The sequence below is a fragment of the Neptuniibacter sp. QD29_5 genome, assembly GCF_047778125.1.
Taxonomy (GTDB): Bacteria; Pseudomonadota; Gammaproteobacteria; order Pseudomonadales; family Balneatricaceae; genus Neptuniibacter.
Window position 1 is genome coordinate 657817 of record NZ_CP180556.1, and the last position, 14176, is coordinate 671992.

The following is a 14176-nucleotide window of genomic DNA, read 5'->3' on the forward strand; positions in this document are numbered from 1 at the left end:
CAATCACTCCTTAATGTCGACGTAGGCCTGAGAGCGAATCTCGCGTAACCAGTTAGTTAATTCTTCATTGTACTTGCGTTTGCGGATAGCTGCGCGAGCCTGATTTTCTTGCATCTGAGCGCCGAGGTCTTCTGTGCGCGTATCTAAGACCGTCAAAATATGCCAGCCAAAGCGTGATTCAAAAGGAACTGATACTTGCCCAATACCAGTATTGTTCATCACTTGTTCGAATTCTGGCACCATTTGGCCGTCCTGCGTCCAGCCTAAAGAGCCTCCTTCAGAGCCACTTGCTGGGTCGTCGCTATACTCTTTGGCTAATGTGGCAAAATCTTCGCCAGATTGAATGCGTTGGTATAACTGGGTTATTTGGCGTTTAGCCTGCTCAGATGTGCGAATCTCACTTGGCTTAAGCAAAATGTGACTAACTAAACGCTGAGGCACTAGTTGTACGGCACCGCCGCGCTTATCCTTCGCCAAAAGAATATGGAAACCACTTGGAGATCGTACTGGTTTGCTGAAATCGCCAGGAGATAGTTTACGAATCGCATTACCTAGTACTTCTGGTAGTTCGTTTACCTTTCTCCAGCCTAAATCACCGCCTTTAAGAGCATTAGGGGCATCGGAAAACTCTACAGCCATTTCAGCGAAATCGGCGCCGGACTTTAGCTTTTTGAAGACATCATTGGCTTCTCGTTCCGCTTTCTGAATTGCCTCAGGGGATGCTTGGGATGGCGTAGCTAGAAGAATGTGTCCGAGGAGATACTCTGCTGAAGTTTGTTCCTGACCGCTAGCTGAGTTTAGGAAGTTTTCTAGTTCCTGCTCGGATACGCGGATTCTTCGGTTAACAAGGTTTTGCTGTACATTGGAGATCAGCATCTCGTTGCGGATCTGCTCTCGAGCTTGATTATAATCTCGACCTTCGGCAATTAGAGCATCGCGGAATTGATCTAAAGTAAGGCTGTTCTGAGCAGCGATCCGTGCAATGGCTGCATCAAGCTGCCCTTCTGTTACTCGAATGCCTTGTCTGGCAGCCAATTGCTTTTGTATGCTGTCGATAATTAGGCGGTTTAAAACCTGTTTATGTAAAATGTGCTCCGGTGGTAGTTTGGTATTCCGGGCGCTTAGTTGCTCTTTGACTATAGCAGTGCGCTGTGCCAATTCACTTTGCATAATTATGCCGTCATTGACAACTGCAGCAACGCGATCCAGTGGGATTTCCGCAGCCAAAGTTGCTTGCGATGTTGGAATCAGTAGTCCGAAAACAGCTGCAGAAAATAGTATCTTGCGAAGCTTATTTGTCATTGTGCTCTTCACGCTCTTCATAACCAATAATGTCATTTAGGAAGCCATTGCTGCCGCTACCAAATGATCCAAGCCCTTTTAGGGTGAAATTCAGGAACATGCCTGTATCGTAATTGTCTTTATCGTCTAGCCAGCGGCGCCCGGCAAAGCTGACTTTCCAGCAGCAGCTTTCGTATTCGAGGCCTAGTGCTGATTCTAGGTTATCGTTATCTTCAATATCATGTAACCAGCGACCCATTGCAGTCCAGCTGCCACTTAAAGGCCAAATGAATGATAAGTCTGTCTGCTTACGAGTGTCTTCTTCATAACGGTAGCTGAAGTCAAACCGATGATCTAGGTCGCTGTTATAACGTAAGCGTAGGTTTGATTCAGTATTGCTGAAATCATTGTTATCTAAGATCGCATCGAAGCTAGCGCGGAAGTTTTGGTTTAGATACCAAACTGCTTCAGTCGCAATATCGCTCTGACCTTCAGTTGAATCTGGTGATGCAGGATCTAACTGTACTTTTCGGTCGGCAAAATAGTAGGCTTGACCAATGCTCAGGCTGCCTTTCTCGTTGCCATCTTTTCCATAAAAGCGGCTGGCGAGTCCAAGTGAGATCTGTTTGGCATCTCCGACTCTATCCTTACCGCTAAAGCGGTTGTGGCGGAATAGGGCGTTATAGTTAAAGTCAGGCTCTGATGTATCGAAGTCAGGGATTTCATCCTGATCTTCTTCTGGCACGTATAAACCGTAAATTCGTGGTTCTAATGTTTGTGTGCCGCCGCTACTAAGTGCTCTTTCGAAAATTACAGTGCTATCTAGGCTGAGGATGGGTACGTTGACGCTTGGGCTCTCGCCTAGGCCTGATAGCTGATTATCTAAACTGTAACTGCTGCTCCATAGTGATAGTTCCGGTTTGATGTAACCCCAAGGAGCTTGCCATAGATAATTGATGGTCGGCATTAAGAAACGGCGGTCACCAATAATTCGATCACGACCGGTTAATCCTGATAAGTCTCTATCGAATTGAGTATATTCGGCAATGTACTTAAATTCGCCGGCATCTCCGAACGTGTTCTCGCCCTTCAGAGTCAGTTGCGGCAGGCGTTTGTAAGGTGATTTACTATTGTTATCGATGGTTTGATAATCATGAACGCGTGCTCTAAAACTCCAGTTGTTCTGGCTGTAAGTGATGTCCGCACGTTGGTCTAAGTGATCTTGACGGCTTACTTCTAGGTTAGTATCCAAATCTTCGAAATAATCATCATCACTTACTGCACTGAAATCAATGTTTGTGCGCCACCTTTCTGCAGGGCTGCCTTTGTGATCTATACCAAGTAACCATCTGTCATCGTTAAATGATTTGTCGCTAGATAAGTAAGCGGTATTTAATGTGTTGCTAGACCACTTGTTCATATGGCGGAATTCGTTTTCTAGCAATAGCCCCCGATCTGACATGTAACGAGCAGTCAGTGTGTCGTCCATATTCGGTGCGATATTGAAGTAGTATGGCACTGCTAGATCTAAACCGCCGTCAGTACTGTAACCAATACTTGGATAAAGGAAGCCTGATTTTCGTCGATTATCGATTGGGAATGTGAAGTACGGTGCGTAGAAAATAGGTACACCACCGACACGGATTACAGTATCTTCAGCTTCACCAATGCCTTTGTTTTTATTCAGAACGATACTGTCGGCTTCTAGCTTCCAAGCATCACTGAATGGTGGGCAATAGGTATAATCACCGTTTTCAATACGGAGGCGTTCATCCTCTAAACGTATGATTCGATCAGCAGATCCGCGTAAGCCGTCTTCATGAATTACGTATTGGGCATTGCTGAAAATTGCTTCTGAGTTGCTTGTGTCGATCTGCGCGCTATCGCTTAGCATTAGCAACCCAGTTTCACGGAACTTAACATTACCTTTAAGACGGGCCTTGTTGGTTACTTGGTCTAATTCTGCAGAGCTAGCGCTTAGTCGGCGCCCACCTTGACGCATGGTCACGCCACCCTGTAAACGGCTTAGCCCACCGATAATTGTAGATGACTGGTCAGCCTCGAGGTATAGCGGAGGATTTTCTAGGTGTTCATCGCCTGCAGTTGGGTAGCTAGGTTCTAAATAGCGTCCGGCACATTGTTGACCTTGAGGGTTTCTGTAATAAGCCCAATCTAAATGCGAGTATGGGTTTTCGGTATTATACAGTGGTTCAGATGAGCCACTACGTTGCTGTGATTGAGGAAGACTAAGCGCGTGTATGTTGACTTTGTGACAATCCCAATCGCCGCTTGGGCTCGTGCCACACTGCCATTCGCTTCCAATCACTTCGGCTGTTTGTATAGGCTGGTGAGTAACGACAGCTGGAACGGTGGTTTGTACGTTCGTTTGCGTAGGTGTTTCAAACGCTAGCTGAGGTTGCTGCTGTGCTTGTTCGATCTCATCGTTACAGAGCCATTCACCATTTGTCCCAGCAATACAGTCCCAAACTCCGTTGTTTGTGGCTTTTGCCTTTACGCTTGGGCGGCTTTGGGTTGTAGCTGGGACCGAAACTACGGCTTCTTGCCTAACTCTAGGAATGGGCGCTGCTTGGGCGGGTGTTGTTGCTTTAATTTCAACCGGCGTAGCTTGAGGATTAGGTGTTGTTGAAGCAGGTTGTTGAACAACTGATTCCTGAGGCGTTTGTTTGGTCACTTCGGTTTCGGTCTGATTAACCAGCTCTTCATTCACAGAGCAATCCCATTCGCCATCTTTGGTCATGCTGCAACTCCAAGCCATCTCTTGTTCAGATGGTTTGTTTTCTGCAGTCGCATAGCTAGAGACTAATGCAGCACTAATGGCTAACGTTAGTGAATATGTCGATCGTTTGGCGAAGGGCATCAAATACTAAATCCGTTTCAGCGGTTCCGAAGAATTCGGTTGTGGCCGAACCTCAGTGAAATTAAGCATAAGGGGCAGAATGATAAATCATTCTAGGCAGTGAGTGTAGAGTTCTGCCGGGTTTTTGTTGAGAGTTAAGCATTAATGATTAACGAATGAATTACTGAACGCTTCTACCTTTTTGGGTTATCTGAGTGTCATAATAGCTCGTTTAAGCATGTAGTTGGTTTATGGGGCGTATTTAGATGGATCTGAGGTATACAGATTTAAAAGAGTGGTTGTTGGAAATTTTGCCAGGATTTTCGGGGTTTGATAGTCAAAATTGGCAGCTCGAAACTGTATCAGGTGATGCCAGCTTTCGGCGTTATTTTCGAGCAATATCCGGTGAAAATACTTGGATAGCTGTGGATGCCCCGCCAGAAAAAGAAGACAGTCGTCCATTTATAGAGGTGGCGACTGCATTGGAACGAACAGGTGTTCCTGTGCCGCATATTCACAATCATGATCTGTCTAAAGGCTTTATGCTTCTTGGTGATTTTGGTGATGATCTTTATCTAGATCAGCTTTCAGATGAAAGTGTTGATGGTTTGTATGACGAAGCTTTAAAGACCTTGTTGTTGATGCAGGGCTGCCAGCCTGCTCGGGGTAAAGAGTTACCTTTGTATGATGAAGCGCTACTTTGTCGAGAAGTTGAGTTGTTTCGAGAATGGTTTGTGGAAAAATTACTGGGCGTAAAGTTGAATGATGAGGCGCAGCGCTTAGTCTCTTTTCTATTTGACTATCTGATCGATTCCGCCTTAGAACAGCCGAAAGTTTTCGTTCATCGAGATTATCATTCGCGAAATATTATGTATCGCAAGGATTTGGCACCAGGGATTATCGATTTTCAGGATGCAGTTGAGGGGCCTGTTACATACGATTTAGTGTCTTTGTTACGAGACTGCTATATCGATTGGCCGGATGAAAAGGTCTATGGCTGGGTCGAGGGATACAGGCAGGATTTGATCGCTAACGGTCAAAATATGCCTGATAGTGTTTATTTTAAGCGTTGGTTTGATCTGATGGGTGCTCAGCGTCACCTTAAAGCTATGGGGATTTTTGCGCGTTTACACATACGTGATGGCAAGTCTGGTTATTTAGCTGATATACCTAGAACCTTGAATTATCTTATTGCCGTGGCCGCTAAAGTTGAGGAGTTAAAGCCGGTTGCCGGATGGATGGTATCGGAATTGCTGCCAGCGATGCGTAACAGTGAACATTTTTCTGACACGGTTTTGGATAATTGGATTGTGTCATGAAGGCGATGATCTTAGCCGCCGGCTTAGGCACCAGAATGCGTCCTTTAACGCTGAAAACGCCTAAGCCGCTCTTAAAAGTCGCCGACCGAGCTTTGATTGAATATCACATTGATCGTTTGATGCGTGCCGGTATTAAAGAAATAGTAATTAATCATGCTTGGCTTGGTGCTCAAATAGAAGAGTATTTAGGGGATGGCTCTAAATACGGCGTTTCAATCCAATATTCTGCTGAGTCGGAGCCTCTAGAGACGGCGGGAGGTATTCGTAAGGCGTTGTCATTGTTAGCTTATGGTGGCGAAAAACAGTTTTTGCTAGTAAATGGTGATGTCTTTACAAACTACCCATTTGAAAAGTTGTTGATTGAATCTGATGATTCTTACCTGGTATTAGTGCCTAATCCAGAGCATAACCCTAATGGTGATTTTGGGTTGCAGCAGGGATGTGTGAATAATGATGATGAAATAGGTTATACCTTTAGTGGAATTAGTCGCTTATCTATTGAGATGTTTGAAGGTATCGCGTTAGATGAGAAGGCTCCATTGGCACCGTTGCTTAGAGAGCAGATGGCTGAAGGTAAGGTTTCAGGTGAGTTGTTCGAGGGTTTTTGGGCAGATATCGGAACACCTGAAAGATTGGATGAGATCAATAGATTAGTGTTGGAGAATCAGATTAATGGCCTTTGATGCACAAGAGGCGGGCGCGCAATTAGGATCAGGCGTTAAGCGGTATTCTACTTCTATATTACTGGGTGCGGCGGTAGGTTTGTTCTCCGGTGGCTTCTGGGGGCTGATATTTGGTGGGTTTGTCGGTTACTTGATTAGTAGAGCGCTTACCAAAGCAGTGGCTGCTGTAAATCCTCAAGAAGCTTTTTTCAAAGCTACATTTTCCGTTATGGGGCGTATTGCGAAAGCGGATGGGCGTGTAACAGAAGATGAGATTCAATTTGCTCGAAATGTAATGACCCAAATGCGCTTAACAGATGAGCGTAAGCGCGAGGCGATTGATCTTTTTACTCGGGGGAAAAGTGAAGACTTTGAATTTAGTAAAACAGTAAAGCCGCTTGCGATCCTTTTGCGTCACCGACCTACGGTCAAATTGATGTTTATTGAAATTCAATTGCAGGCGGCGATGGCGGATGGTGAAGTAAGCGCGCCTGAACTAAAAATTATCGAAGAGCTCTGTCATCTACTGGAATTTGGCGCGGATAGTGTTGAAGAAGTGATCGCTCGCGTCAAAGCGCAGCGAGATTTTTATCAACACGGTCAGGCTGGTGTTGATGCGGCAGTGCTGTTGAAAGATGCTTATGCGGTTTTAGGTGTGGATGAAAGCGCGTCTGATGCTGAAGTGAAAAAAGCTTATCGCCGCCAGATGAGTCAACATCATCCTGATAAGTTAGTTTCTAAAGGCTTGCCAGAAGAGATGATTGAGCTCGCCAAAGAAAAATCCCAGGAAATCCAGGCTGCCTATGAGCGAATAAAGGCGGCACGGAAATAAGCACGTCTTAGCCTGGTGCTTGTTCTTTGTTGCTTTGCTCTTTCGATGGAATATCTATGCTTCGGCTTTGTTGTTCGGCTTTGATAATGTAGGTATTGATCATGCCGCGAACGTGTTTGAACAACCAAGAGTTATCTTTCTTCCAGTTGTCATTGGTCTGCGGCAGGCGGCTTTGGTGAAAGTTGTTCATGCGCTTATGTCGCGCTAATCGCAATCTTCGTTCTGGCGAGTTTTCGCTGTAATTTGTATTTGTCGATTTGCGAGCAGAGTGGTGTAGATCGATAATGGTAGTTTTTATCTCAGGTAGGATTTCTAACAGTCGCGGGGCGTTCTCTGTTTTAGAGTCTCGTGCGTCTAAGAGAACTAAGCGAAGGTTTTGCTGTTCTTGGTGCTTCTGGACGTATTGTGCCGCCCATGTGGCACCTGTACCGGCCCCTAAAACTACGACTCTATCGACGCCTTTCTCTTTTTTGAGGTGCTCAAATGCGGTGTTGCCTAGGCGGGCTACGATCTCTTGGTAATTCTCTTTTTCTTCCTGCTCCTGCTCTGCCTCTGCTGGTGCGTTAGCGGCATTTTTCTTTTGGTTCGTTGCTGCGTCAGTAGGCGTTTCGGTGTTTTCTGAAGTGGTTTCTTTTTGTGCTGCTGCAGGTTCGGTTGAGCTGTCTTGAGGGTCGTCTGAACTCTGAGTTGGTTTTATAGCTGATAAAACCGGTAGCGTACGTTTCGGCAGAGGGGCTTGAGTCGGTTGGGGTAAAAATACCGCTAATGTATACCAGCCATGATTGGCTAGGCCTGTGCGGATTTGGTTTAGATTTTCTGGCCAGTCCATATGGGTGAGCTCATCAGGGAAAATGATGACGCCACCCTGCGGCATTCCGCTGCCTTCAGTTAAATAGTAACCAAGTAATTGTTCCCCATCTTTTCCTGTGTCGAGCTGCAGTACCTGGGTGCTGGGGTCAGGATGTGATGAGAGAGCTTGGCGCAGATTCTTTTCTCTACTGGGTTCAGTTCTTTCGATAGTAGGCGCTGATGGTTGAGCTGCACTGGCTGTTTTTTCAGTACCTGCGTTAGCTTCCTCTTCGGCGGAAAAGGTGGCAGAAGAAATCAAACTAAGACTAAGGAGAAGAGAATAAAATTTCATTTGAACGATTATGAGTAAGAAGCAGGCTGACAGCAAGATGTCTGCTCCGCTAAAATATGCCTAAATTATTTGTAACTGGAAAATATCCATGTCTGATTTCAAAATTGCACCATCGATTCTATCTGCCGACTTTGCGCGTTTAGGCGAAGAAGTTGAAAATGTTTTGGCAGCAGGCGCAGATTATGTGCACTTTGATGTGATGGATAATCACTATGTGCCAAATTTAACGATTGGCCCAATGGTGTGTAGTGCGCTGAGAAAACATGGTATTGAGGCACCAATTGATGTGCATCTGATGGTCAAGCCTGTTGATCGTATTATCGGCGATTTTATTGAAGCCGGTGCCAGCTACATCACTTTCCATCCAGAAGGTTCTGAACATATCGATCGTTCTTTGCAGATGATTAAAGACGGCGGTTGTAAATCCGGTTTGGTTTTCAATCCTGCAACGCCATTAAGCCACTTGGAATATGTAATGGATAAAGTGGATATGGTGCTATTGATGTCTGTGAATCCAGGTTTTGGTGGTCAGAAATTCATTCCAGGTACTTTGGATAAACTGCGTCAGGCTCGCGAGATGATTAATCAAAGCGGGCGTGATATCCGCTTGGAGATCGATGGTGGTGTAGGTATTGGTAATATTCGTGAAATTGCAGAAGCGGGTGCTGATACGTTTGTGGCTGGTTCTGCCATCTTCAATACAGATGACTACGCTGCGACTATTGCTCAGATGAGAGCGGAATTGGCTAAAGCGAAGATTGCTTAATGCAAGAGCTGTTTGAGGGGCAAAACCCGAAACTCGTTTTGTTTGATCTAGATGGTACGTTGGTTCATAGCGTGCCTGATCTGGCTCAGGCAATTGATCGAATGCTTGTTGCCATAGAGAGAGTGCCTGCAGGTATCGACAAAGTTGGGCAGTGGGTAGGTAATGGTGCAGCGGTTTTAGTGCGTCGTTCCTTAGCTGGTGATATGGCGGGCGAAGGCGTGGACGAGTCTCTGTTTGATAAGGCTTATGAGCTTTTTCTTGCGTTTTATGCTGAATCTACTTCTGATCTGAGTGAGTTGTACCCTGGTGTGCTTGAATGCCTAGAGCGGATGCGTGACCGCGGTGTTAAGCTCGGCGTAGTCACTAACAAGCCCATCTCATTTACTCATAGTATGTTGGAAGGCTTTGGGATAAGTGATTTCTTTGAGGTGGTTTTGGGTGGAGATAGTCTGTCTGAGCGAAAGCCTCACCCAATGCCTTTACAAGAAGCGATGAAACGTTGCGATGCCGAACCCCAAAATACCTTAATGGTAGGGGATTCAGTGAATGATGTAGCGGCGGCGCGAGCAGCTGGTTGTCCAGTGGTGTGTGTGCCATACGGATACAATCATGGTGAAGATATTGCTCTCTCAAATCCCGATAAAATTGTCGGGCGTTTAGATCATCTATTCTAAGAATCTTGAGCTTGCGAAATTTAATCTTCGTAAAAAACGATCTTTTATTTAAATAAAATCGATTTTTTATATTTTAGGGTTGAATTTACTCTTGTAGAAGCTCACAGGTCATTCCCCATTTATCAATGGCTTGTACCGCCAAGTCGCTTTTCTGGCTTGGCTGATTCTTATCACAGCACTTGTATACCCCGCTTGTCGGGGTTTTTTTTGCCTATCACTTCTGCTAACGAAGGTTTATACCTTTTGTGGTTCTTCTATTTGATTGCATTTTGCGTTGTTCTTTGGGATTAAAAACAGCAAAAGTCCTCAATTAATGTATGAATAGTAGGCGGTGGTAGTTGATTCAAATAGGGTGCTGCTATATCTTTTGGCTATTCATAAATTTAATTAAACCTGCCGTGATGCTATTTGCTACAGCGACCGTGAAAAATAATGCTGAAAAAGATCGTCTCCCGTACGTGGGTGAACGATGGCGATGGCGTGCCTGATTTTTTAATCAGCAGGCACTGTTAGGGTTGGTTTTTGGCGCATAGATAGATCTCGCTGCTTTTCCTTCTAATGCGTTGGTTCATAAAGTTTGTCCCTTCATAAATATAGTGTCTGCTCAGATCGCCCTTAATATCGTTTTTGGCATTATGAGATAGAGACATGACTCCTGAATTATTTGCGGAACTAGCCGCGCAGAATTACAACCGCATTCCCGTTACACGTGAAGTCTTAGCTGATCTGGATACGCCCTTATCTACTTACAAAAAACTGGCTAATACGGCGTATAGCTACCTTTTAGAATCTGTTGAAGGTGGTGAAAAATGGGGGCGTTACTCCATTATCGGTTTGCCTTGTCGGACGATTCTGAAAGTGCATGGCGAAAAAATCTCAATTACAGAAGACGGTAAACTTATAGAAGAACTGGAGATGTCTGATCCTTTGGATTTTGTAGAGATATTTCAAGCTCGCTACCGTGTGCCGCAGTTAGAGGGGATGCCGCGTTTTAATGGCGGTCTTGTCGGCTACTTTGGTTATGATTGCGTACGTTATGTTGAGAAGCGCTTAAAAGATAGCTGCCCTGAAGACCTGTTGGGTACACCTGATATTTTATTGATGGTGTCTGATGAAGTTGTTGTGTTTGATAACCTAGCAGGCAAGTTGATCTTAATCTCACATGCAGATCCAGCTGAAGATCAAGCTTATGAGAAAGCGCAGGCGCGTCTTGATCAGTTGGTAGAGAAACTTCATACAGCTACGCCTTATGAAGCAACTCCGGCAGAACAGCAGCGTGAAGTATCTGAAACAGAATTTAAGTCGAGCTATGGTGAACAGGCCTTTAAAGATTCTGTGGATAAAATCAAAGAGTACGTGCTTGATGGCGATATCATGCAATGCGTTATCTCCCAGCGTATGTCGATTCCTTTTAAAAGCAAGCCGTTAGATCTATACCGAGCGCTACGCTGCCTTAACCCTTCCCCTTACATGTATGTTCTCAATCTTGATGATTTTCATGTGGTTGGTTCCTCTCCTGAAATATTGGCGCGTGTGGAAGATAAGCAGGTAAGCGTTCGCCCAATTGCTGGCACGCGTAAGCGCGGCCTTACTCCAGAAGAAGATCTGGCTATGGAACAAGAATTGCTTGCTGATCCAAAGGAGATCGCAGAGCACTTGATGTTGATAGATCTTGGGCGCAACGATGTTGGTCGTGTGGCTGAAATAGGTGGTGTTGAACTCACCGATAAGATGGTTATAGAGCGCTATTCGCATGTAATGCACATTGTGTCGAATGTGAACGGCAAGCTGAAACCTGATGTTTCTGCTATGGATGTGCTGCGTGCAACTTTACCGGCCGGTACTTTAAGTGGTGCACCGAAAGTGCGCGCGATGGAGATTATTGACGAGATGGAGCCTGTGAAACGCGGTGTTTATGGTGGCGCGGTAGGTTACCTATCTTGGAATGGTAATATGGACACGGCGATCGCAATTCGCACAGCTGTTATTAAAGATGAAGTGCTGCATATTCAAGCGGGTGCAGGTGTTGTGGCTGACTCCGTGCCGCGTTTGGAGTGGAAAGAAACCATGAATAAAGGCCGTGCAGTATTCAGTGCGGTTGCTATGGTTGAGCGAGGCTTGGATAATCTATGATATTGCAAAATCAATCAGCTAATTTCATCTTATTAGGGGCTGAATAATGTTATTAATGATCGATAACTACGATTCGTTTACATACAACGTAGTTCAGTATCTGGGTGAGCTTGGCGCTGATGTGCGTGTTTATCGTAATGATGAAATTACGATTGAAGAGATCGAAGCGCTCAATCCGGATCATCTTGTTATCTCTCCAGGCCCATGCACCCCAAATGAAGCGGGTGTCTCTGTAGCCGCGATTGAACACTTTGCAGGTAAGTTGCCAATTCTTGGCATCTGTTTAGGTCATCAGAGTATTGGTCAGGCTTTTGGTGGTGATATAGTGCGAGCAAAGCAGGTAATGCACGGTAAAACTTCTCCTGTTCATCATATAGACGCAGGCGTATTTGAAGGGCTAGCACAGCCTGTGGAAGTGACTCGTTACCACTCTCTTGTAATTGATCAAAATACGCTTCCGGATTGCTTGGAGGTTACCTCTTGGACTCAAGATGAACAGGGTAATATTGACGAGATTATGGGTGTTAGACATAAGACTCTAGATATTGAGGGAGTCCAGTTTCACCCTGAATCTATTTTGACGGAGCAAGGCCATGATTTATTGGCCAATTTCTTGAAACGCGGCAAGCCTGCAGCCTGAAATTACTAAGGATAATCAATGGATATTAAACAAGCATTAACTTTGGTTGTGGATCGTCAGGACCTTTGCCAAGAAGATATGCGTGCTGTGATGAATCAGATCATGACAGGGCAAGCGACCGATGCACAAATCGGTGGTTTATTGATCGCTTTGCGTATGAAAGGCGAAACAGTAAATGAAATAACCGGTGCTGCTGATGCGATGCGATCTCTAGCAACGCCTGTGGATATTAATGTCCCTAACGCCGTTGATATCGTAGGCACCGGTGGTGATGGTGCGAATCTATTTAACGTTTCTAGCGCTTGTTCTTTTGTTGTTGCTGCGGCTGGTGGTCATGTCGCTAAACATGGTAATCGCTCTGTCTCTTCCAGCTCGGGTTCTGCTGACTTGTTAGAAACAGCGGGCATTAATTTAGAGCTTAAACCTGAAGAAATTGCGCAATGCATCGAGAAGGTGGGTTTGGGTTTTATGTTTGCACCTCAGCACCACAGTGCAATGAAGCATGCCATTGGTCCTCGTAAAGAGATGTCCTTAAGAACCTTATTTAATATCTTGGGGCCTTTAACTAACCCAGCAGGTGTTAAACATTACCTATTGGGTGTGTTTGATAAAGCACTTTGCCGCCCTCTAGCTGAGGCTTTGCAGGCATTAGGTGCGGTTCATGCGATGGTTGTTCACGCGGCAGAAGGTTTGGATGAAATTAGTTTGGCCGGTGATACCTATGTGGCTGAGCTAAAAGGTGGTGAAGTGAGTGAGTATACTTTGACCGCTGAAGATGCAGGCCTTAGCAAGCAAACGCTAGAGGGTTTACAAGTAAATAGCTCTGCTGAAAGTTTGGAAATGATTCAAGCGGCGTTTGCCGGTGAGCATGCTAAAGCGGTTGATATGATTGCTATCAATGCTGGCGCAGCTCTCTATGTTTCGGATCAGGCTGTAAGTCTTAAAGAGGGTGTGGCGTTGGCTAAAGAGACGATTTTAAGTGGTGCGGCAGCATCTAAAGTTAAAGAATTGGCTGACTTTAGTCAGGCGTTTAAGGGTTAAGAGATGTCAGATACACCAACGATTTTAAAGAAAATTCTTGCCCGTAAAGCTCAAGAGGTTTCGGAGCGACAGCCAAAAGTTTCTATTGCTGATCTTAAAGCACGTATTGCGGACCAAAAGGGAAGTGATTTTGATCCTCGTGGTTTTGTTGCAAATATGGAGAGAGCGATTGCTGAAGGACGTTCTGCGGTTATTGCTGAAGCTAAAAAGCATAGTCCATCTAAAGGATTGCTGAGAGATCCGTTTGTACCAGCTGATATTGCTAAATCTTATGAATTGGGTGGCGCAAGTTGTTTGTCAGTTTTGACGGATAAAGATTATTTTCACGGTAGCGAAGAGTATCTGATGCAGGCGCGTGCAGCCTGTTCTTTGCCGATTATCCGTAAAGACTTTATTGTTGATCCATACCAGGTGTATGAAGCACGTGCTATTGGTGCTGACTGCATCCTATTGATTGTATCTGCCTTAGAAGATCAGCAAATGGCTGATCTGAATGGTCTGGCGCTTGAGTTGGGAATGGATGTCTTAATTGAAGTTCATGGTGCTGATGAATTAGAGCGTTCTCTTCCGCTAAATAATAAGTTGGTTGGTATTAATAACCGAAATCTACATACCTTTGAGGTGACGTTAAATAATACCTATGATTTGCTGAACTCTATTTCAGATGATCGAATTGTCGTTACTGAAAGTGGTATCCATAGTCGCGAAGATGTGCAGGCAATGCGCGATCATAACGTTCATAGCTTCTTGGTAGGTGAAGCGTTTATGCGTGCTGAAAATCCAGGCCAAAAATTAAAAGAATTGTTTGAGTAAGGTTGTAGCTTTATGAG

At 45.0% G+C, this 14176-nt stretch carries 12 protein-coding genes; 9 read left to right on the forward strand and 3 right to left on the reverse strand.

The genetic code is table 11. The features are described from left to right. Positions 1-3: 3 nt before the first annotated feature. Both ACMXYR_RS02895 and lptD read right to left on the reverse strand, forming a co-directional pair. A complete protein-coding gene (locus ACMXYR_RS02895) occupies positions 4-1302 on the reverse strand; it encodes a peptidylprolyl isomerase (protein ID WP_415902838.1) in 1299 nt (432 codons plus the stop codon). Next, a complete protein-coding gene (gene lptD, locus ACMXYR_RS02900; RefSeq protein ID WP_415902839.1) occupies positions 1292-4159 on the reverse strand; it encodes an LPS assembly protein LptD in 2868 nt (955 codons plus the stop codon). Before lptD ends, ACMXYR_RS02895 begins: the two co-directional genes overlap by 11 nt. A gap of 245 nt (positions 4160-4404) precedes the next feature. On the opposite strand from lptD, the gene ACMXYR_RS02905 reads away from it, so the two are divergent. Genes ACMXYR_RS02905 through djlA form a run of 3 tightly spaced genes read left to right on the forward strand, consistent with a single transcriptional unit; the run spans position 4405 to position 6951 of the window. Next, a complete protein-coding gene (locus ACMXYR_RS02905; RefSeq protein ID WP_415902840.1) occupies positions 4405-5457 on the forward strand; it encodes an aminoglycoside phosphotransferase family protein in 1053 nt (350 codons plus the stop codon). Continuing rightward, positions 5454-6140, forward strand: coding sequence for an N-acetylmuramate alpha-1-phosphate uridylyltransferase MurU (gene murU, locus ACMXYR_RS02910; RefSeq protein ID WP_415902841.1), 687 nt, complete (start codon positions 5454-5456; stop codon positions 6138-6140). Before ACMXYR_RS02905 ends, murU begins: the two co-directional genes overlap by 4 nt. Continuing rightward, positions 6130-6951 carry a co-chaperone DjlA gene (djlA, locus tag ACMXYR_RS02915; protein WP_415902842.1) on the forward strand — a complete coding sequence of 274 codons (822 nt, stop codon included), beginning with the start codon at positions 6130-6132 and terminating at the stop codon, positions 6949-6951. The genes murU and djlA overlap by 11 nt, the downstream gene beginning before the upstream one ends. 7 nt (positions 6952-6958) lie before the next feature. Here the strand turns inward: djlA and ACMXYR_RS02920 are convergent, their stop codons facing one another. Further along, entirely contained in the window at positions 6959-8059 is a 1101-nt protein-coding gene (locus ACMXYR_RS02920; protein WP_415902843.1) for a DUF3530 family protein, read from the reverse strand. Between the two features lie 121 nt (positions 8060-8180). Between ACMXYR_RS02920 and rpe the strand changes: the two genes are divergently transcribed. The 6 genes from rpe (at position 8181) to trpC (ending at position 14159) form a co-directional block, all read left to right on the forward strand. Beyond that, positions 8181-8858 (forward strand): ribulose-phosphate 3-epimerase, encoded by a 678-nt coding sequence (rpe, locus tag ACMXYR_RS02925; RefSeq protein ID WP_415883506.1) that lies wholly within the window; start codon positions 8181-8183, stop codon positions 8856-8858. Continuing rightward, positions 8858-9532 carry a phosphoglycolate phosphatase gene (locus tag ACMXYR_RS02930; protein ID WP_415902844.1) on the forward strand — a complete coding sequence of 225 codons (675 nt, stop codon included), beginning with the start codon at positions 8858-8860 and terminating at the stop codon, positions 9530-9532. Before rpe ends, ACMXYR_RS02930 begins: the two co-directional genes overlap by 1 nt. A 648-nt stretch (positions 9533-10180) precedes the next feature. Beyond that, positions 10181-11665 carry an anthranilate synthase component I gene (trpE, locus tag ACMXYR_RS02935; RefSeq protein WP_415902845.1) on the forward strand — a complete coding sequence of 495 codons (1485 nt, stop codon included), beginning with the start codon at positions 10181-10183 and terminating at the stop codon, positions 11663-11665. A gap of 46 nt (positions 11666-11711) precedes the next feature. Then, entirely contained in the window at positions 11712-12305 is a 594-nt protein-coding gene (locus ACMXYR_RS02940) for an aminodeoxychorismate/anthranilate synthase component II (RefSeq protein ID WP_415887002.1), read from the forward strand. Positions 12306-12323: 18 nt separating this feature from the next. Continuing rightward, positions 12324-13346: an anthranilate phosphoribosyltransferase gene (gene trpD, locus ACMXYR_RS02945; RefSeq protein ID WP_415902846.1), complete on the forward strand. Its 1023-nt coding sequence runs from the start codon at positions 12324-12326 to the stop codon at positions 13344-13346. Between the two features lie 3 nt (positions 13347-13349). Next, positions 13350-14159 (forward strand): indole-3-glycerol phosphate synthase TrpC, encoded by an 810-nt coding sequence (gene trpC / locus ACMXYR_RS02950; RefSeq protein WP_415902847.1) that lies wholly within the window; start codon positions 13350-13352, stop codon positions 14157-14159. Positions 14160-14176: the final 17 nt, after the last annotated feature.

Bases quoted from the DNA above. Each gene is read 5' to 3' on its own strand.
- ACMXYR_RS02895 (WP_415902838.1), bottom strand. From the start codon at position 1,302: ATGACAAATAAGCTTCGCAAGATACTATTTTCTGCAGCTGTTTTCGGA.
- lptD (WP_415902839.1), bottom strand. From the start codon at position 4,159: ATGCCCTTCGCCAAACGATCGACATATTCACTAACGTTAGCCATTAGT.
- ACMXYR_RS02905 (WP_415902840.1), top strand. From the start codon at position 4,405: ATGGATCTGAGGTATACAGATTTAAAAGAGTGGTTGTTGGAAATTTTG.
- murU (WP_415902841.1), top strand. From the start codon at position 5,454: ATGAAGGCGATGATCTTAGCCGCCGGCTTAGGCACCAGAATGCGTCCT.
- djlA (WP_415902842.1), top strand. From the start codon at position 6,130: ATGGCCTTTGATGCACAAGAGGCGGGCGCGCAATTAGGATCAGGCGTT.
- rpe (WP_415883506.1), top strand. From the start codon at position 8,181: ATGTCTGATTTCAAAATTGCACCATCGATTCTATCTGCCGACTTTGCG.
- ACMXYR_RS02930 (WP_415902844.1), top strand. From the start codon at position 8,858: ATGCAAGAGCTGTTTGAGGGGCAAAACCCGAAACTCGTTTTGTTTGAT.
- trpE (WP_415902845.1), top strand. From the start codon at position 10,181: ATGACTCCTGAATTATTTGCGGAACTAGCCGCGCAGAATTACAACCGC.
- ACMXYR_RS02940 (WP_415887002.1), top strand. From the start codon at position 11,712: ATGTTATTAATGATCGATAACTACGATTCGTTTACATACAACGTAGTT.
- trpD (WP_415902846.1), top strand. From the start codon at position 12,324: ATGGATATTAAACAAGCATTAACTTTGGTTGTGGATCGTCAGGACCTT.
- trpC (WP_415902847.1), top strand. From the start codon at position 13,350: ATGTCAGATACACCAACGATTTTAAAGAAAATTCTTGCCCGTAAAGCT.